Genomic DNA, 19707 nt, shown 5'->3' with positions numbered 1-19707 from the left:
TAAGCACCTTTCACTCTTATCGTTCAAGGATCAAATCCTTGCATCAGATTGAGCACCAGCGCATCACATAAAATCACAATGCAGGTTGCCGGGTTTCATAGGGCCTGACCCTCCACCAGCTCGGGATAAGAGTATCCGTTCAATTTCTCATATTAGAACATTATACCTTAGTTGTCAACACCTTTTTTATTTCTAAAAAAAAGTACAACTTTCATGAAAATTAAATGGTAATTAGTATAGATTATTTAACTAAATGTGTTATACTAATTTCCGAAATGAATTATAAATCCCCTCTAATACGAGGAATAATATAAAAAGGATGGTACGTAAAACGATGAATTCAGTAGAGATTACGAATGAACTGAAGGAATTATTGAAAGGTGATAATATTCTGGAACAACTTTCAGTACCACAATTAACAGAAAAAGCTACTTCACGCGGTGAGGCAATCCTAACTGTTGATGGTGCTGTAAGGGCAGTCACAGGAAAATATACAGGTCGTTCTCCTAAAGATAAATATATGGTTGAAGAAGATAGTTCGAAAGACAAAATTGATTGGGGTAAAGTAAACAGACCAATTTCGTCAGATATCTTCGACTCATTATACACTAAAGTAGTAAACTACTTAAAAGAAAAAGAAGAATTGTTTGTATTTAAAGGTTTTGCAGGTGCAGACCCATCATCTCGTTTAGCTATTCGTGTAGTAAATGAATACGCTTGGCATAACTTATTTGCACACCAATTATTCATTCGTCCTACTGAAGAGGAGTTAGAAACTCATGAAGCTGACTTCACAATCGTTTCTGCTCCAACTTTCAAAGCGGATCCAGCAGTAGACGGTACTGACTCAGAAACTTTCATTATCGTTTCGCTTGAAAAACGTATCATCCTAATTGGTGGAACTGAATACGCAGGAGAAATGAAAAAATCAATTTTCGGTATCATGAATTACTTATTACCACAACAAGGTATTCTTTCAATGCACTGTTCAGCAAACGTTGGTGAAGCAGGCGATGTAGCATTGTTCTTCGGATTATCTGGAACTGGTAAAACAACGTTATCTGCAGATGCAGATCGTAAACTAATCGGTGATGATGAACATGGTTGGTCTGACAACGGTGTATTCAATATCGAAGGCGGTTGCTACGCTAAAACTATCAACCTTTCTAAAGAGAAAGAACCTGAAATTTACAATGCAATTAGTTTTGGTACTGTATTAGAAAACGTAGTAGTGGATGAGGAAACACGCATACCTAACTATGATGATGTTTCGCTAACAGAAAATACTCGTGTTGCTTACCCAATCCAAAATATCGAAAATATTGTTGATCCATCTGTTGCAGGCCATCCTAAAACAATCATCTTCTTAACTGCAGATGCTTTTGGTGTATTGCCTCCAATCAGTAAGTTATCAAAAGAACAAGCAATGTATCACTTCTTAAGTGGTTTCACATCTAAACTAGCAGGTACTGAACGTGGTGTTACTTCACCTGAACCAGTATTCTCAACATGCTTCGGTTCTCCATTCCTACCACTTCCAGCAACAGTTTATGCTGAGATGTTAGGTAACAAAATCGACGAACACGAAGTAAACGTTTTCTTAGTAAACACTGGTTGGACTGGTGGCGAGTACGGTGTTGGTAACCGTATGAAACTTTCTTACACTCGTACAATGGTTCGCGCTGCAATCGATGGTAAACTAAATAACGTCTTTACTGAAAAAGATGCTATCTTCGGTTTAGAAATGCCTGTAGCAATTGAAGGTGTCCCAACTGAAGTATTAAATCCACGTAACGCTTGGGAAGATAAAGAAGCTTATGATCAAAAAGCTTCTGCACTTGCTAACATGTTCCGCGAAAACTTCAAAAAATTCGGTGTTGTTTCAGAAGATATCGTGAAAAACGGCGGTCCTATCGCTTAAATCAATCGAACAAAATCGAACAAATTAGAAAAGACCACTCTCTGAGTGGTCTTTTTATTTTACAATATATACAAATTGTTAAGACCGTTGATTTCCACTACGGTGGACGCTTTCCTCGGGCGGGCTCAAAGCTGCTTCGTCGCTACGCTCCAATCAACTTATTCAACATCATCATCATAAAATACCGCCTCTGTATGAGGATTAGAAAATTGTTGTATCACTTCTTCAGATTGTGCTCCTGTGACCTTATTAAAGCGTACCTCAAAGCCATAATCCCTAACCTCTATTCTGCCTTTCCCATTTTCATCGTAAAAGCGCATAGAGAACCATTTTAATTTCCCCTCTTTATTAGCAGCATGATTATTAAAAAATGCACGATTAGCATCTGTTAGAGGAATTCTTTGAATTTTTATTAGACCTTCATCTTTAGAGACATCCGATATTTTTTCCAACTCTTCAATGACACCATTTTCTTCTTGCCAACTTTGAATCTCTACTTCTACACACTCTTTTACAAATACATCGCAAAGAATTTGCCAAAATAGATATGTTTCCTCAAAACTTGCTCCCACTTTCAATTTTTCCGGGTCGACTGTTATTTTTACATAACCTAGCATTAGTTCACCCCTTTTGGAGTTTCATCCAATTACATGCGCTCTTAACTATTTTGTGATTGACTGCACTAGGGAAAAAATGTGTAAAGTCATTATAATACCATGTTTCAACATGCTTATTAAATGCCTTTAAGCTTTCTTCAAGCAATAATGCATGATGCATTCCAACGTTTTCATCTTTTTTACCATGAATAATTAATATTGGTGCATTTAATTGCTTTATCTTCGCAATTGGTGAACGTTCTTCATAAGCCTCAGGCATCTTAGTAGGTGATCCGCCTATTACCCTTTTCATCATTCTACGCATATCTATACGTTCTTCATAAGTAAATTTAGGATTAGAAACGCCTGCCCAAGTCACAATCGAGGTAATATCATTTCGCAAAATTCCAGTCCAAAGCGCCATCAAACCACCTCTAGAAAATGCGAAAATATGAATACGATGTGAACGACAAAATTGTTTTAATACATCGACACCATTCACTGCATCATAACGGTCATTTCCACCAAATTCATCTCGCCCTTCTCCCCCACGATTTCCTCGGTAATACGGCGCAAAAACAACTAATCCTTGCGATGCAAATTGCGCAATACGAGCAGGTCGCACCATTCCAATACCCTGCATACCGCCCCTTAGATAAAGTAGTCCTTCATAAATACCCTTTGCTACGGGCTCTGCAAGTAATCCTTTCACTCGCAAACCTTCAGACCAATATGTAATTTCAGTTAGACGAACTTGTGGATTTGGAGACGGATAACTACGACTACTTTCAACGAAGCCATTTATCTTCACGTTCACTCACCTTCTCCAACATTTTTTTCATCCCTGCATCTTTCATGTAGAAGCTTAGTCGATCACAATTATGTAACTCTTCATCCGATAGCAGTACAGCTCCATTCGTTTCAAATTTTTGCTGAATGTCATCGATTTTCAATACATTTGCCACATATACTGCTTTACTAAATGGACGATCATCATGAACATAGTATGTTGCTAACCATTCTATTTCATGAATGATAGCACCTGTTTCTTCATATACTTCCCTTTCAGCAGCTTGTTCTAACGTTTCGTCTCCTTCTACTTTGCCACCTGGAAATTCAAGGCCACGGTTTGGATGATCCGTTAATAACCACTGTTTATGATATTTAGCCAAGACTAATACATGCTTAGGCGCTATTTTAAAAGCATTTTTTTTAAAAGATAATTCAACACCATTGCCGTTTAAATCTGTAAATGTAAACATACCTTCGATCACTCCCTATTGCTCTAAGTGTAACGAAGGTATGTTTTTCAATCAACTATAATACGGCATTTGCTCAATTAATTGCTTCGTTTCAGTATCACCAAATTCATGAACAAGTGCATATAGTTTCTTTAAACGTAGATCAACTTCATCGTTTTCCTGATCTAAATGGTATGGAATGTAAGGTAATTGAGCTCTCCATATACTCTTCCCATCAAAATATTCCGCTTGATTAAATAGTTGGTCAAAAACTTTTATATACTGTGGTTCAATCTGAAGTTTAAATTCCCATGGTGATTCGTCAGGAGAAGTATAGTAACGCTGATTTGCAATCGAAACGTAAAGTGTAATGGGTTTATTCATCATATCATCCTTTTTTTTATATAGGATAACCTAATCTAAATCAATTATACTTTGACGCCCCAGTAAACATAGCAATATTCACTTGTTGATAATAGAGGATACCTTTTCACTTAAATTTATTCATTCAATAACCTTTTAAATGACCTTGGTAACTTCTACCCTTTTATCAATAGCACCTCGGTTAACTTTGTTTCATCGAATATCCTTAACGCTCTTCACTGATAAAATAATATGAATAGCACCTAAAAATCCACCTCTACTAATCTTTAAGTAAAGGCGGATTCAAAATTTTGATTTTCTTTCTAAAGTAACTTATATCAATTTTATTTTTTAATAATCAATGTTATAACAAAATTCAATTTTAATTGGATTATAGGCTTGTATGATACTTTTTTAGTTTACACGTTGTACACTTCGTTTTCTTAACAATTGAGCGGTTTTTACCATTATCTCAAGCGCTGCTAAAGTTTCATCGGTTTTTCGTGTTTTTAAACCACAATCCGGATTAATCCAGCACTGTTCTGGTGAGATAACTTCAAGACTGTCATTTACTACAGCAACCATTTCATCTATTTCAGGAATTCTTGGACTATGAATATCGTACACACCTAAACCAATACTATTTGTATATGTTGCATTTTTGAAAGCCCCAATAATTTCACCGTGACTTTTCGATGTTTCAATTGAAATAACATCCGCATCAAGCGCATGGATTGGTTCAATAAAATCATTAAATTCACAATAGCACATATGCGTATGAATTTGCGTCTCATCTTCAACTCCTGATGTAGCTAATTTAAAGGCATCCACTGACCAGTCCAAATAAGCATCATGTTTTGAGGACTTTAATGGTAAACCCTCTCTAAGTGCAGGTTCGTCGACTTGAATAATACGAATACCAGCAGTCTCTAATGCTTCAATTTCCTGACGTAGTGCCAAGGCAATTTGTTGAGCTACAATACTACGTGGAACATCATCACGAACAAATGACCAATTTAAAATCGTAATTGGCCCTGTCAACATACCTTTAACAGGTTTAGTTGTTAACGATTGTGCGTACACTGTTTCATCGAGCGTCATTGGTTTTTCCCACTTAACATCTCCATAAATAATTGGTGGTTTAACGCAACGTGATCCATATGAAACGACCCATGCTTTTTCTGTAAATGCAAATCCAACAAGCTTTTCTCCAAAGTATTCAACCATATCTGTTCTTTCAAATTCACCATGAACTAAAACATCAAGTTCTAGTTCTTCTTGGTACGTAATCCATTTATTTATTTCTTTTTTTATGAAATCATCATGTTGTTCCTTATCAATTAGTCCTTTTTTCAACTGTGAACGATTGCGCTTCACTTCAGCTGTTTGCGGAAAGCTACCAATTGTTGTTGTCGGAAAGTCTGGTAATTGTAAAATCTTTTGCTGACGATCTTTTCGAATAGCATATGATGATTGACGAGTTATTTGAATTTCACTCAACCTTTTAATATTCTTCTGGACTTCTCCTTGTTGACGTACTGAGCTGCTATTTAGCAATTCTCTAGTTAATCTGTTTTGTTCGAAGGCCTCTTGATCCGCACGATTATTTGTCAAAGCGTTTTTCAAAATAGCCAACTCTTGTAACTTTTCATTAGCAAATGCTAAGTTTTCATATAACTCTTTTGATAATTTCGTTTCTGCTGTTAGACTTACTGGCACATGCATTAGGCTACATGATGGCTGAATCCACAGATGATTAGGGGAAACTAAACTTTCTAATTCAATTAGCATTTCAGATGATTGTTGTAAAGGAGTAATCCAAATGTCACGACCATTAATAATTCCCGCTGCTAGAACCTTATCTTTTGGAAATCCAATTTTTTTGATATTAGAAATATTCTCTTCTAGACCATGTACAAAGTCTAGCCCGATGCCTTCTACAGGTAATTTAATCAATTCTTCATACCATTCTACTGACTCGAAATATGTTTGCAGCAGCAATTTACTAGAGTAATTTACAGTGTTTAGTTGTTCATATATTTCTGAGATTAGTTCCATATCATCCTTAGATAAAGAAGTTGATAGAATCGGTTCTTCTATTTGAATCCATTTTGCACCTGCTGCAGAAAGTTCACTCAATAGTTGACTATAGACTTTGATTAACTGAAGTAAATATGACGGCTTATTCAGCGTTGCAACTTCTTTTGTTAAAAAATAAAATGTCCCTGGGCCTATAATTGTAGGCTTTAGCTCTGTATTAAAGTTTTCCTTCGCTTCTAAATAATAGCGCAATGGTTTATTGTTCAATAATTTTAAAGTTTGTCCTTCATACTCAGGTACAATATAGTGATAGTTCGTATTAAACCACTTTGTCATTTCACTTGCAGGAGCAGATTGATTTCCACGTGCCATAGCGTAGTAAGTTTCTAGAGATACTAAATCTGAATTCCATTTATAACGTGCAGGAATAATTCCAAACATTGCTGCTAAATCTAACATACGATCGTAGTATGTAAAATCACCTACGGTTACTAAGTCAATCTTTGCATCTAGCTGAACTTGAATATTTGCTAATCTATACTCTTTCATCTGAGCTTCGAATTGTTGTTCACTTATTTCTTTTGACCAAAAAGCTTCGATAGTTTTTTTCCATTCACGATTAGGCCCGATATATGGATATCCAATAACTGTACTTTTCATCTTTCAATCCTCCAATTCAATAAAAAACCACCAATTAATGAAAAACATTAAAAGGTGGTTGATGATTTTTAATATAGTAAATATCGAAAAAAATCAGGAATAATAAAAAATGACACACTATTCCCTTTCAAATTCGCTTATCGTACTAGGATATAATAATCCTTGAAAAAATCTCTCTAACACCTCCTATCCGCGTAGGTTTTTTGGTGTGTACTAAACTAAGGCAGGTCTCCTGGCTTGTCATCATCGCTTACTTTTCCTTCCCATCACAAATCTAACAGTGGATTTTAAAGTTTGCTCCAACATACAGTTGCGGGACAGCATCGGATTCTAACCGATTTCCCTTTTAAGCGACTATCTATTTAAGATAGCGCACCTTAGCCTACACGATATTCAATTGTTCACTTACTATAACACACAAACTATAAATTGTTCAGTATATTCTAAATATAAAAATAATTATATTTTATATGATTACCAAACCGTTAAATACAGTTTTTTTAGTATAATTATTAGTTACACTTTCATCTTTTAATCAATACTAGCTTCAATCAAATCATGTGGGTAATATACAAGTTCGTTATATACACTTGTATAAGCCTTTTCTAGCTTTCCTAATTCTTCTTCAATATTTTCAATTTCACAATTTTCAATGGAGCTTTCAATCACGTTCTTCGCCTGTAATAAAGTACAAACTGTATCTGTTACTTGTGAGAGCATCACCATCGATTTTAACTGTAATTTAAACTCTTCAATATTCATTCATATTCCCCTTATCTGTTCAATAAAAAAACACCTTTTATCAATTAATAAAAGATGTTTTTATGATTAATTAATATGTTCCCTGTTTCGACAATACATACTAGAATAAACGTTTCTAAACAGAAAAACAGAAGTTTTAATCGCTTCTAAATCCTCATTAGTCCAAACGCTTTCTCTAATACGCTGTCGTACAGTGATCATATAAATAGGGTTTCTATTCATTATCACATAACACCTCCTATCCACGTAGGTTTTTGGTGTGTACTAAACTAGGCAGGTCTCCTGGCTTGTCATCATCGCTCACTTTTCCCTTCCCATTACAGTTCTAACAGTGGATCTAAAAGTTTGCTCCTACATACAGTTGCGGGACAGCATCGGATTCTAACCGATTTCCCTTTTAAGCAGCTATCTATTGAAAATAGTGCACCCAATTCTACACATTATTCAGTTGTATCACCATCTTACCATAATGTAATACAAATATTCATAATATTATTTACATGTAATTTAAAAAAGGATTTATGTTGAATATAAATTATTGATTGAATTTTCGATAGAATATTAGTATTTCTGTATACTAATAGCAAAGTGTATGCTTCTTATTATAGATATAAATGATTTATTCAATGGGGTGTTTAAAATGGAGGGGTTCTATTTTCAACTACTATTTCAAAAAAATTTGATATTATTTAGATAAACCATATTAATGTGCCAAAATATATTTTATAAAGAGCAAGCAACTGTTCTAAAATTCAAACAGTTGCTGTTGTTTATACAATGTTCTTTTATTCATCTTATTAAGGCCTGGACAGTACTGCAAAAAGTTTTATCTAATACCAATATATTAAGCTTCTTCACCCTCATGGCTAAATTGCCATTCGATACCAAACTTATCCTTTAAACTTCCATAGCATTTGCTCCAAAATGTTTCTTGTAGCTCCATACCAACTTTACCGCCAACTTTTAGTGCTTCAAAAGCAGATTTAAGTTCTTCTTCATTGTCACTAACAGCGGCTAAGCTAACATTATTCCCTAATATAAAAGGAGAACCAGGGAAAACATCCGAAAACATAACATTACTTCCAAGTATGTTTAGTCGAGTATGCATGACTAAATCTTTTGCTTCCTCTGGTAAAGTATATTCAGGATTTTGTGGCGAATCACCAAAAGTCATAATTTCTGGTTTCTCTGTGTTAAAAACCTCTGCATAAAACTCCGCTGCTTCGCGACAATTTCCATTAAAATTAAGATACACATTAATAGCCATTTAGCACACTCCTCTTTTCACTTTATATTGTTTCAAACATAATTACATTCTAATTTTATATTTCCAACATATAGTAGTCAAATTTTTCAGTTATATAACTCGTAATTAGAATTTTTTCAACCCAATAAAAAAAACCACGTACCACAAAGTTGAAGTACGCGGCATAAGCAAATCAGACTTGGACGTCAATAGTTGCCCCTTTATAAGGGTGCGCCGCTTGAGCAGGCTCTGGCATTGCTTCTAATAGCTGTACAGCTGCTGTCGCTTGCATATTCATCGAATTTTGCAAAACGCTCATTTGTACGGTTTGTTGAAGCTGTGCAAGATCCATTGACATCATAGAGTTAATATCCATTAGTATCACTCCCTTATCTTTAATAGTATCGGAAATTCCAAGATATTATTAAATGCATGCAAAAAATCCATTGTAATATTTACATATCCAAGGGAACTATCTTTCATCGTAATTCGTAGAAAGCTCTGAACTTTCAATTGTAACCGTGCAGTCCGTTTCACCATATTTGCCATAAGCCGCATGATAAGTAGGACCTACACCTTGTTTAAAACCAAATGAATGGCGGATGCCTGCTGAGATGAATTTTTTCGCCTCAATAACAGCTTCTGGTACAGCTTGACCTTTTGCTAAACCCGCTGTGATTGCTGCGGAGTATGTACAGCCCGCACCATTTGTATGGATTGTATCGAATCGTGGCGCCTCCAACAAATAGAATTGTTCACCATCATATAATACATCAATTGCAGGGCCTTCTAATCGCCCGCCTTTTACAAGTACATATCGTGGTCCTAATTCGTGTAATTTCTTTGCCGCTACTTTTAAATCTTCTACAGAATTTAACTCCATGCCGTCTAGTAAATAAGAAGCTTCTGGCATATTCGGTGTGATGATCGTTGCTAGAGGAATTAGTTGCGTACGCATCGCTTCCATAGCATCTTCTTTTAATAATGCGGAACCGATTTTCCCAATCATTACAGGGTCTACAACAATTTTTTTCACACCGGATCGTTGAATCCACTTAACCACATTTATTATTATTTCATGTGTGAAAAGCATTCCTGTTTTAATTGCATCTGCACCGATATCTTCTAAAATCGTGTGAATTTGTGCCTCAATCGCTTCAACTGATTGCGGGAAAATCCCTTGTCCTGTGTGAGGATTTTTTGCCACAATAGCCGTAATAGCTGATGTACCAAACACATCTAGCTCCTGAAAAGTTTTGATATCTGCTTGAATCCCTGCTCCACCGCGCGCTGCTGATCCTGCGATTGTTAATGCTCTGGAAACTATCATATTGATTCTATCCCTTCATTTATCTTTCTATTAATTGTGCTTTACTAGTACCTTTAACTCTCTCTGTAATTGTCATCATGATTATTCTTATGGCAAAGATTCCAACTAATACCCAAAGTGTGTGTCCTAGAAGAATTGGATACTTTAGTGAAGCATGGTAAACTACTACACCCGCTAACCAAAGAAGTGAACTTTGCCAAGACCATTTCTTTTGTGGATCAATATGTCGACGCTTTAATAAATAATAATCAGCAAACAAAATACCATATAGCGGTGCAAAGACAGAACCTATGAAATACAAAAAGTTCTCATATGCAGATACACTTGAGGCAATTGCAATTACCACTGCTAGAACCGTGAATAGAACCGAAACATAACGCTCATTGGCTCTTGGAACAAAATTTTTAAAATTAATACCTGCAGAATACGAATCTAAAAATGTTGTTAAGACAGTAGATAATAACACAATCAATAGTGCGACTACACCTAGACCGCTCGCCATCAAAATCTCACTAATATCAGATGAACCAACGTAAAGACTACCACCAAGTCCGATGATAAACATAAATGTACTTCCTAGACTGTAACCTAGTACGCTCATTATTGTACCCATTTTCTGATGTTTCACATGGCGTGTATAGTCTCCAATCAAAGGTAACCATGAAAGAGACATAACTGCACTCAACTCTACAGCTGTACTGAATTTCATCGTTGCATCGGGTACTGTCCCAACTCCTCCTCCACCAAAAATAACGGAAGTTAAAATAATCGTAAAACCAAATAATATCGTCACTGCAACAATATTCAGCCTTGAAATTTTCTTCAAACCAAATAATACCCACATCACAAGAATAGTACCGATTAAAATACTCCACAGTGCTTGAAAATCAAATGCAAATAACTCTTTAGAAATACCATTTAATGCAATTGAACCTGTTGCAATCATTACCGAAGCCCAGCCAACAAGTTGTAGCATATTCAAAATTGTTAAACCATAAGAGCCATATGTACCAAAGGAAATACGCGTTGCTTGTAAAGCTGTTACACGACTATTCGCACTAATCCACGCGGATAAAAATAATATAGTTGCCCCGATTACATGACCCAGAATAATTGCCTGAATCCCTTTCGTTAAACCTAGTGGGGCTAATAGTGAGCCTGTAACAATTTCTGCAATCGATACAGAAGCTCCAACCCAAAGAAAGAATTGGCTAATGGTCGTTGTATTATATGTATTATTCATGTTAGCCTCTATTCTTTTCACAAATATTTTCAGAATTATTCGCTATTGTACCTTAATATATGATTATATTAAAAGGACCAATATTGGATAAAATGATAAGGTCAGTTTACTTCTTTGTGAAAAGAAAAATGACTTCTCCTAACATTAATAAAAGTACGAATTAGCTCCCATCATTTCGGAGGGCACTGAAAAAGTCCGTAAAATGAATTTTAGCCATGGCGGAAACGATTAATCGTTTCTGACATGGCTTTTTCTTCGATCCCGTTAATTTCCATTCCGGCGGATGCTTTCCTGGGGACGGACCTTGAGCCTCCTCGTCACTAACGCTCCTACGAGGTCTCAAGATGTTCGCTAGTTCCCCAAGGGGTCTCCGCCTGCACTCCAATCAACTAGTTTGATCGTTTTTCTGAGTTTTCCATTCTTTCCGATTCACACCTAACCCTTTAAATGAAAAGTATACCTGGGCAGGTCTTTTTCCGTACATCTTTGACCATGTCATGTTTAGTTGAATGAACAGCTGAAGAATCCTATACTTGGCGCGATTTTTTAGAGTCCACGTTACAATTCGTCCTTGTCTAGTTCTGCCTGCGTATTGAATAATTATTCTGTGCACACTACTTAATCTACAATAAGAGCTTATAAGGTAACCGCACTTATTCAATAGTACTGAATCTTTAATTAACTACTTTATCCACGTCCAGCTTGGAAGGATGGGTATAAAGTCATCCCACCATCAGCAAATAATGTAATCCCTGTTACATAGCTTGCTTGGGAGGAGGCAAGCCATGCTGCTGCCGCTGCAATTTCTTCCGGTTTTCCAATATACCCCATCGGAATCATACTTTCAACATCAGCACGTTTTTCTGGGTCAGCAAATTTTTCAGCATTAATTGGCGTATTGATAGCTCCTGGCCCAATATTATTTACACGAATTCCCTTTGGGGCATATTCTAAAGCTAATGTTTCTGTCATTAACTTAATACCACCTTTACTAGCAGCATAGTGCACAAACAAGGGCCAAGGAATTTTCTCATGAACACTAGACATATTGATAACGGTACCTTTAATATCATGCTCGACAAAATATTTGATTGCTTCTCGGCTTCCTAAAAATGCACCTGTTAAATTCGTATTGATTACTTTATTCCAATCATTTAAGGGCATCTCATGTGAAGCTACTGGATTTTCTATACCTGCATTATTAATCATCACATCGAGCGTACCAAACTCTTTCACAGCTGACTGAATTAAATTTATAACATCCGATTCAACTGTAACATCACCTTTTATCGCAATGGCTTCTCCATCTGCTTTTTTAATCTCTTCCACTACAGAATTTACATCTGCTTCATTAGAGCGATAATTAATCACAACTTTCGCTTTTTCTTCTCCAAAGCGAATTGCCATCGCTTTTCCCAGTCCCGTTGAGGCACCTGTAATGACAACAACTTTTCCTTTTAAATCTGGATACATAACTTAGCTCTCCTATCCTTTTGCAATTCCTAAAATAATTCCAGCCGCGATAATTAAAACAATCCCAATGATAATAGCAATGAATTGACGTTTTGTTTTCTTCTCACCTAATATAAATATTCCACCTAACGTCGAAATTACAATTCCCATTTGAGAAAGGGAAAAACTTGTTGCTACACCTACGCGGGGTTGAGAAATAAATAAAAACATATTTCCAGCTGCCCAGATTAAACCTGGAATAATATTGCGAATTGCATATTTGTTAAATGGTTTATGCTTAAATGTCAATAAAATACCACCTAGAACCATTCCAATTGCTTGAGGAAATAAAGCAGACCATCCATTTATATCAAATAAGCGTATCACTACTACATAAACTAAATAACCAAAGGTTGAAACAAGTAAAATCAATATTCCCTTTTTAAAATTCCCTGCTTCTGCTTTTTGTTTCTCTTCCTCGTTTTGAAGTGATGTGAGAACGACTCCAGTAATGATACAAATAAGTGCAAGAACACCTAATACAATCGACATCGTAGTGGACCATTCATGAAACACAATTACTCCAAACAAAGTAGTGGAAACTAATTGCAACCCTGTAGAAATGGGCATTGTTTTAGAAACGCCCATTATATCAATACTTTTTAATTGATTTACTTGTCCTAATGCCCAAAATAAACCTGATACAATTCCTACACCGATAACTACCGGTGTTAACACCGGTTTCACAAAAATATAAATACCTATGGAGAAAAGAAGTGCACCTAGGGTTGTCCCTAGTACTTGACTATAAGGTCCTCCGCCAAGTTTAACATTAAATAACACAATGCTTCCCCAAAATAAAGCAGGTAAAATTGCTAGGAAGATATCCATTTTTTAAGCCTTTCTATATTAAATTTCATATTGATACGAGTAAAATTTTAGTACAAAGATCTAAATCCTTCTCCAACAAAATGTTGGATTTTTGGTTCAACGCCCTTTTTGATTTGCTTTCTTTACCCATTCTGCAACTGTTACTGTATGCTTTGCTTGAATTCACTGCTGTTTGCACCTTCTTCAGCCCATCGCTAGTTAGTGCCATCCATACTGTAATAAATTACTGCTAATTTTATATCTTGCATTTTTTGTCTCCTTTATTGATGAATTTCATTCCACCTTACTATTCTTTCACTTTTTTCTATTTCTAATCCTTTTATCTAATTGAACCTATTTTTTATAAACTCATAATGGATTAACTGCATTAGAAAAAATTCATAGCGTTTTTATAGAACAGTAAAATGGAAGTCGGTAATATATGCAAATAAAGGACATACACGTAGAAACTTTGTCTTTGCTGATTTAGATGGAAATAAATTTGATGTGTGGAGTGAATTGAATCCGAAATTTAGAATAAACAAAAACATGAAAAGCAATTAGATAATAACCATCTGCATAAGTTTATAGTTAATCACTGGAGAAACCCCTAAACGAACTAAAAAAGAGCATGTTATGAACGTAGATTGTTCAAAACATGCTCTTATTAGTCCTCAAAAAGGCATTTAAAATAGCTACTTCAGGATTAAACTCGAGAAAGGTTGCTTTTGATTTTTAGCAATAGTAAGTTCAGTTTCTAATTAGCTTTTATGAAAAAGAACTTAACCAGAATTAATTATTAACAAGACGTCATTTAAATACTGTCATTAACTTTCATGACAAATTAAGAACGAATATTCTTGAAAGCTTCTGATTGTTCTCTAATTCCTTTTTCAACAGCAAAACGTTCAATGCTTGAAGCTCCAAAGAAACCACAAATACCTTCCACTTTGTTGATCACATATTCAGCATCTGCTGGTTCAGCAATTGGTCCACCATGGCAAATAACTAAAATATCTGGATTGATAAAACGACCAGCTTCAATTATTTTTTGTTCGTTCCTCACAATCCAATGTTAATGCGGTATGTGCTCCAATTGTTCCTTTTGTCGTCAACCCCATGTGAGCAACTAAGATTTATTGTTTAGTTGTTAGGATAGCTTTCCAATCAATCGTACCATCTTTCACTTTTTGACGATTTTCTTTATCCATAATATCTTTTGGTCGATTACCTTTTGGCCAGTCTTTATCGTGATTAGCCCATACTGGACGGTCTTGAGATAAGATGAATGCCGCTAAATCTGATGCATCTTGATCAGTTAGAGTTCCTTCACCACCAGCTGGCATGTTATTTTTTACATATCCTGCAAGTTTTGAAAGACGTGCTAAACCCGCTCCATCATTAAAAGAATCTTCTCCCCATAATGCAGGGCCAGTATTTGGACCAGTGCCAGCTCCATCTGCAGCATGACATGTAATACATGATTTTTGATAGATTTCTTCACCATTAGCAACACTTGGAACAGGTACATTTTCCATTGAATTGTTCATACGCCAAGGCATATCTGCACCTACTGGAATATCTTTAGAAATATATTTAAAATAAGATACAATTGCTTCAAGTTCATCACTATTTGCTTCAAACTTCTTCCCATTCATACTTCTGACCATGCAACCATTAATACGTTCTTCTATCGTTACAATACCTCCAGAACGTTCGATATACTGCGGATAAACAGCAGTCATTCCAACTAATGAAGAAGAGTTCTCATCTAATCCCGCTCCAGCATGACAACTTGTACAAGTTAAATTGTTTCCTACATATTGCTCTGCTTTGTTGTTAGTATCATTTACTAATTCATATCCAAAGAGAATGGACTCACCCATCTCTCCCTCTGGTACATCGTCTAAACTTGGAGGATTATAAGAAAGATTTTTATCATTTGAACTTTTCGCACTCGCTGTTACCATTTCTGTTGCATCTAAACCTTCAACAAAGAATGCTTTTGTAAGCCATACTCCCCCAAGTATTGCTCCAATAAACAAAAGGCCAACGGCTATTCCTGTGCCTGATTTCATAAAATCATCTCCATTGCGTTTGTTACCCTTATATTAACTTAAATAGAAAATGTAATCAGTAATTGCCAGTGAATAAAATGGGTATTTTTAGTAAATGTCAGTTATTCGACACAAAATATGTTATTTCATTTTGTAGGCAAAAGAAAAAGCCAATAGCAAAAACTACTGACTTTACTTTAATATTGTTTAGATTAACCCAAGAATGCTTTTAACATCCAAACATGTTTATCAAGACTTTGATAGGTAGCATTTAATAAATCTTCCGTCATGTCATCTTCTTCTTTTGCAGCTTCATCCATTCCTGATTTTAAGGATTTCATCATGATCTCAAAATCGCTAATAACAGTTTCAACCATTTCGTTTGTTGATTCGTTACCAGTCGCTTCTTTTACATTCGAAATTTCCAAATGCTCTTTTAATGTTGCTACAGGCTGTCCACCTAAAGTTAATATTCGTTCAGCGATTTCATCTAAATGAGTTGCGGCTTCATTGTACAATTCCTCAAATTTCTCATGTAGCGTAAAGAAAGATGGTCCTTTCACATACCAATGGTAGTTATGTAATTTTGTATAAAGCACCGACCATGAAGCTACTAGTTGATTTAATTCATTTTGTAAAGCTGACATAAAACTTTCACACTCCTCTTTCTGTTTTAAGCACTATACTGTTAATATACCGCTATTTTAAGTAAAATAAACATGAAGAAATCATTGAGGTGAAATAAATGTCGATTGCTTGGATTGCCATAATGCCTGTTGTTATTTTGACAGTAGCTTTAGCAAGTTATTTAATTTACTATATCGCAAAAAACAACCAAAAAGATTCACATAAAACGATTGATCCTAAACCAACGCAGCCTTTTTATACTGCCGAGAAAGAAGAAAAGTAAATGAAGTATATTTTCAAATTCCTTATTCGCATTTATCAAAAAGCGATTTCACCTTTGACTCCACCATCTTGTCGCTTCTACCCAACATGCTCAAATTACGGGTTGGAAGCGATTGAAAAACACGGTGCTTTTAAAGGCGCTTACCTAGCAATCCGTCGCATTTTACGCTGTAATCCACTACATCCAGGTGGATATGACCCTGTACCAGAAGAATGGCCACCGAAAAAAGATTAATTTCGGGGCTTTTTTTATTGTGTTTTTTTATAAACTCTTGTATGATAAAACATGTCGAAAGAACAAATCGTAATGATTACTATTTAAGGGGTGCTTATATGAAAAAGACTCTATCTATATTTTTAATTGCTATACTCGCTTTATTTACCGTTGCCTGTAATGCAGATGACCAAGTAAATCAGGATAAAAGTAATAAAGACGTACTTTCTATTTACACAACTGTTTATCCTTTAACTTACTTTGCAGAACGGATTGGCGGTAGTCGTGTTGAAGTTAATTCAATTTATCCTCCTGGATCAAATGAACATTCATTTGACCCAACTCAAAAGGATATGATGAATTTAGCAGATGCGGATTTATTTTTCTATGTTGGTTTAGGTTTAGAAGGCTTCGTTGAAAATGCCCAAAAAACATTAAAAAATGAAAATGTAGAACTTATTGAAACTGCCGCTAATGTATCCGAAGAAAAACTAGACATTAGTACAAGTGTTGCACATGAACATGAAGCTGAAGAAGAAGATCATGATCATGCACATGGTGATATTGACCCTCACGTATGGCTTTCACCTATCATCAGCCAAGATTTAGCACTTTCTATTAAAGACGCTTTAGTAAAAACTCAACCAAATCATAAAGAAGAATTTGAAAAAAATTACAAGTCTTTAATCTCAGAGCTTCAAGATTTAGATAAAGAATTCAAAGAAATGGCAGATAATGCCCCTTCTAAAACATTCTTTGTATCTCATTCTGCATTTGGCTACATTGCTGGGACATACGGATTAACTCAAATTTCCGTAGCCGGGTTGAATTCCCAAGACGAACCCTCTCAAAAAGAATTAACGAAAATTGTAGATCAAGCAAAAGAGAATCATATTCACTATATCCTGTTTGAACAAAATGTTTCTTCTAAGTTAGCAGAAGTCATCCAAAAAGAAGTAGGTGCAGAACCACTTACTCTTCACAATTTAAGTGTTCTTACAGATGAGGACATTAAAAACGATGAAACATACTTTACTTTAATGAAAAAAGATATCGAGACATTAAAAAAGGCTTTGCATGAATCAAAATAATATGTGTTAAACAAAAAATAAACCCGTACAAAGAGTCCGTATAATGGCTCTATGCACGGGTTTTTAATTTTCACTTTATTACCAAGTATTTACCCAACTAATCCACCATTCGTTTTTTAAAGGTAACCACTGTAGCTATAGCTGCTACTATAATCCATCCAATAATCACTGCAAATGGCTTAATCAAATCCCCTAAAGCATAACTTTTTTCAAGTAGCTCTCCCAAAAGAATAATTTGAACACTTGGAAGCCATTCGACAACTTTCAATATAGGATAATTTTCAATGAACGCCATCCCCATAGGTCCTAATGAAAATATAGCTAGTACGGGTAATACAATCACAGACGATTCCATTACAGACTTAGCAAAAAGGCCTAAAAATGTTCCGACAGCTATATAAAATACTGCTGATAACATTAGTGCTAATGCCATCACTACTAAATTCCCTGGCATATACCCTGAGAAATACATACATCCCCCTACAATAAGCATAGTTGATATAAATGTTAATGTACTTTTACCAATTAGGATTTCAGAAGTCGATGCTGGAGATAACATTAAACTCCTCAGCGTATTCTTCTCTTTCTCTTCAGCAATCAAGCAACATTGGACGTAAGTGGCTACCATTGAAAATGTAATGTTAATCGACATAAAGTACCCTTGAATTGTATCGACACCCATTCGAGCATACATAGCTGCTAAAATTAGCGGTAAAAAGATCATTGATGATACCGCTATATTACGCGAAAACTCCTTGTAGTCTTTCACTAATATTGCTTGGATTCTTTTAACTGATGTGTTCATAGTAGTTCCCTCCCCGTTACTTGTACGAAAATATCCCCTAAACTCGGTTCATTAGTAGATATACGTTCTACTTGATTATTTTGCATCCATTCAAACATTTGTTTAGCATCTTCCGCTCCTTTACCAATTATTTCCTTTTTACCATTTAATAGTTCAACTGTTAACGAGTCATCTCCAAATTGGCGTTTTAAGTCGGTTGGTGATCCAATTGCACGTATAGTCCCTTTATCCAAAAAAGCTACACGATTACAAAGTACCTCAGCTTCTGTCATATCATGCGTCGTTAAGAAAATTGTCGTTCCCATCTCATTTAATTTACGTAATCCAGCATAAATATGATTAGTGTTCACTGGATCCAGCGCAGAAGTTGGCTCATCTAAAAATAACAATTCTGGTTTATGTAGAATAGCACGTGCTAATGTAACGCGTTGTATCATCCCTTTTGATAAAGTATTAACACGTTTCTTACGTTCTTCATATAAATTAACAAACTTGAGCGCCTCTTCAACTGATGAATCAGGTAAATTATATAATTTACTATATAATAGGAGGTTTTCTTCAATTGAAATCCTCGTATATAAACCACTATTATCTGTTAAGATTCCAAATCGACTACGTGCTGCAGGTTGTTGCAATGCTTTCGCATCACTATTAAAGACGCGTACATCTCCTCCAGATGCAGTAAGTTGCCCAGTTAAAATTTTTATCGTCGTTGTTTTACCCGACCCACTTGGTCCAAGGAAACCAAATATTTCCCCCTTTTTAATTTCAAAAGAAACATCTCGGATTGCCTTCTCCTTTTGAAAGCTCTTTTCTAAATGTTTTACTTCAATTATCGTTTCCATTAGTATTCCCCCTGTATTCGATCTTGACCTAAGAATACAAGAGGCTTCATGATCGTGCATTA

The 19707-nt window shown here is 35.4% G+C and carries 20 protein-coding genes, 2 pseudogenes and 3 riboswitches; of the genes and pseudogenes, 5 read left to right on the top strand and 17 right to left on the bottom strand.

Annotated elements, in window-relative coordinates:
* Positions 1-13 precede the first annotated feature (13 nt).
* Positions 14-132: riboswitch (SAM riboswitch) on the bottom strand.
* A gap of 202 nt (positions 133-334) precedes the next feature.
* Complete coding sequence (pckA, locus tag MKY02_RS04505; protein WP_038188414.1) at positions 335-1921, top strand: phosphoenolpyruvate carboxykinase (ATP); 1587 nt, start codon at positions 335-337, stop codon at positions 1919-1921.
* A gap of 158 nt (positions 1922-2079) precedes the next feature.
* Here the strand turns inward: pckA and MKY02_RS04500 are convergent, their stop codons facing one another.
* The 12 genes from MKY02_RS04500 to MKY02_RS04445 form a co-directional block, all read right to left on the bottom strand.
* Positions 2080-2538: a hypothetical protein gene (locus MKY02_RS04500; protein WP_038188080.1), complete on the bottom strand. Its 459-nt coding sequence runs from the start codon at positions 2536-2538 to the stop codon at positions 2080-2082.
* 4 nt (positions 2539-2542) lie between these two features.
* A complete protein-coding gene (locus tag MKY02_RS04495) occupies positions 2543-3328 on the bottom strand; it encodes an alpha/beta hydrolase family protein (RefSeq protein ID WP_076064954.1) in 786 nt (261 codons plus the stop codon).
* A complete protein-coding gene (gene ytkD, locus MKY02_RS04490; protein ID WP_038188085.1) occupies positions 3306-3779 on the bottom strand; it encodes an RNA deprotection pyrophosphohydrolase in 474 nt (157 codons plus the stop codon). The genes MKY02_RS04495 and ytkD overlap by 23 nt, the downstream gene beginning before the upstream one ends.
* Positions 3780-3830: 51 nt before the next feature.
* Positions 3831-4142: a hypothetical protein gene (locus tag MKY02_RS04485; RefSeq protein ID WP_038188093.1), complete on the bottom strand. Its 312-nt coding sequence runs from the start codon at positions 4140-4142 to the stop codon at positions 3831-3833.
* A 393-nt stretch (positions 4143-4535) separates the two neighbouring features.
* A complete protein-coding gene (gene metE / locus MKY02_RS04480) occupies positions 4536-6821 on the bottom strand; it encodes a 5-methyltetrahydropteroyltriglutamate--homocysteine S-methyltransferase (RefSeq protein WP_340710700.1) in 2286 nt (761 codons plus the stop codon).
* A 205-nt stretch (positions 6822-7026) separates the two neighbouring features.
* A riboswitch (cobalamin riboswitch) is annotated at positions 7027-7216 on the bottom strand.
* 136 nt (positions 7217-7352) lie between these two features.
* Entirely contained in the window at positions 7353-7583 is a 231-nt protein-coding gene (locus tag MKY02_RS04475) for a hypothetical protein (protein ID WP_076064956.1), read from the bottom strand.
* A gap of 255 nt (positions 7584-7838) precedes the next feature.
* Positions 7839-8029: riboswitch (cobalamin riboswitch) on the bottom strand.
* Between the two features lie 398 nt (positions 8030-8427).
* Positions 8428-8850 carry a VOC family protein gene (locus MKY02_RS04470; protein ID WP_038188112.1) on the bottom strand — a complete coding sequence of 141 codons (423 nt, stop codon included), beginning with the start codon at positions 8848-8850 and terminating at the stop codon, positions 8428-8430.
* Positions 8851-9022: 172 nt separating this feature from the next.
* Positions 9023-9205 carry a YjfB family protein gene (locus tag MKY02_RS04465; protein WP_038188115.1) on the bottom strand — a complete coding sequence of 61 codons (183 nt, stop codon included), beginning with the start codon at positions 9203-9205 and terminating at the stop codon, positions 9023-9025.
* A 96-nt stretch (positions 9206-9301) separates the two neighbouring features.
* On the bottom strand, positions 9302-10159 hold the full coding sequence (gene thiD / locus MKY02_RS04460) for a bifunctional hydroxymethylpyrimidine kinase/phosphomethylpyrimidine kinase (RefSeq protein ID WP_340710698.1): 858 nt from the start codon (positions 10157-10159) through the stop codon (positions 9302-9304).
* Positions 10160-10178: 19 nt separating this feature from the next.
* Positions 10179-11402, bottom strand: coding sequence for a putative hydroxymethylpyrimidine transporter CytX (gene cytX / locus MKY02_RS04455; RefSeq protein ID WP_340710696.1), 1224 nt, complete (start codon positions 11400-11402; stop codon positions 10179-10181).
* A gap of 687 nt (positions 11403-12089) precedes the next feature.
* A complete protein-coding gene (gdh, locus tag MKY02_RS04450) occupies positions 12090-12875 on the bottom strand; it encodes a glucose 1-dehydrogenase (RefSeq protein ID WP_038188132.1) in 786 nt (261 codons plus the stop codon).
* A 12-nt stretch (positions 12876-12887) separates the two neighbouring features.
* On the bottom strand, positions 12888-13745 hold the full coding sequence (locus tag MKY02_RS04445; RefSeq protein WP_038188135.1) for a RhaT/GlcU family sugar-proton symporter: 858 nt from the start codon (positions 13743-13745) through the stop codon (positions 12888-12890).
* 352 nt (positions 13746-14097) lie between these two features.
* On the opposite strand from MKY02_RS04445, the pseudogene MKY02_RS04440 reads away from it, so the two are divergent.
* Positions 14098-14288 (top strand): annotated as a pseudogene (locus MKY02_RS04440) (hypothetical protein); the annotation flags it as partial.
* A gap of 280 nt (positions 14289-14568) precedes the next feature.
* Here MKY02_RS04440 and MKY02_RS04435 read toward each other — a convergent pair.
* From MKY02_RS04435 to MKY02_RS04425, 3 genes and pseudogenes are all read right to left on the bottom strand, one after another.
* Positions 14569-14860: pseudogene (locus MKY02_RS04435) on the bottom strand (phosphoenolpyruvate hydrolase family protein); the annotation flags it as partial.
* On the bottom strand, positions 14861-15802 hold the full coding sequence (locus MKY02_RS04430; protein WP_340710693.1) for a c-type cytochrome: 942 nt from the start codon (positions 15800-15802) through the stop codon (positions 14861-14863).
* A 191-nt stretch (positions 15803-15993) separates the two neighbouring features.
* The gene (locus tag MKY02_RS04425; RefSeq protein ID WP_038188143.1) at positions 15994-16428 is read right to left on the bottom strand and encodes a Dps family protein; all 435 of its coding nucleotides are present in this window, start codon (positions 16426-16428) and stop codon (positions 15994-15996) included.
* 98 nt (positions 16429-16526) lie between these two features.
* Here MKY02_RS04425 and MKY02_RS04420 point away from each other — a divergent pair, with 98 nt between their 5' ends.
* The 3 genes from MKY02_RS04420 (at position 16527) to MKY02_RS04410 (ending at position 17995) form a co-directional block, all read left to right on the top strand.
* Positions 16527-16691, top strand: coding sequence for a hypothetical protein (locus MKY02_RS04420; protein WP_155981199.1), 165 nt, complete (start codon positions 16527-16529; stop codon positions 16689-16691).
* Positions 16692-16925, top strand: coding sequence for a membrane protein insertion efficiency factor YidD (gene yidD, locus MKY02_RS04415; protein WP_038188145.1), 234 nt, complete (start codon positions 16692-16694; stop codon positions 16923-16925). It abuts the gene before it with no gap.
* 98 nt (positions 16926-17023) lie between these two features.
* Entirely contained in the window at positions 17024-17995 is a 972-nt protein-coding gene (locus MKY02_RS04410; protein WP_340710691.1) for a metal ABC transporter solute-binding protein, Zn/Mn family, read from the top strand.
* Between the two features lie 97 nt (positions 17996-18092).
* Here MKY02_RS04410 and MKY02_RS04405 read toward each other — a convergent pair whose 3' ends face one another.
* Together MKY02_RS04405 and MKY02_RS04400 are read right to left on the bottom strand one after the other, a co-directional pair.
* On the bottom strand, positions 18093-18800 hold the full coding sequence (locus MKY02_RS04405) for an ABC transporter permease (protein WP_038188151.1): 708 nt from the start codon (positions 18798-18800) through the stop codon (positions 18093-18095).
* A complete protein-coding gene (locus MKY02_RS04400) occupies positions 18797-19645 on the bottom strand; it encodes an ABC transporter ATP-binding protein (RefSeq protein WP_076064960.1) in 849 nt (282 codons plus the stop codon). Before MKY02_RS04400 ends, MKY02_RS04405 begins: the two co-directional genes overlap by 4 nt.
* Between the last annotated feature and the right edge of the window lie 62 nt (positions 19646-19707).

The sequence above is a fragment of the Viridibacillus sp. FSL R5-0888 genome (genome assembly GCF_038009105.1).
Lineage (GTDB): Bacteria > Bacillota > Bacilli > Bacillales_A > Planococcaceae > Viridibacillus > Viridibacillus arenosi.
The sequence above is the reverse complement of the archived record's forward strand: the minus strand, read 5'-3'. Positions and strand labels throughout refer to the sequence as shown.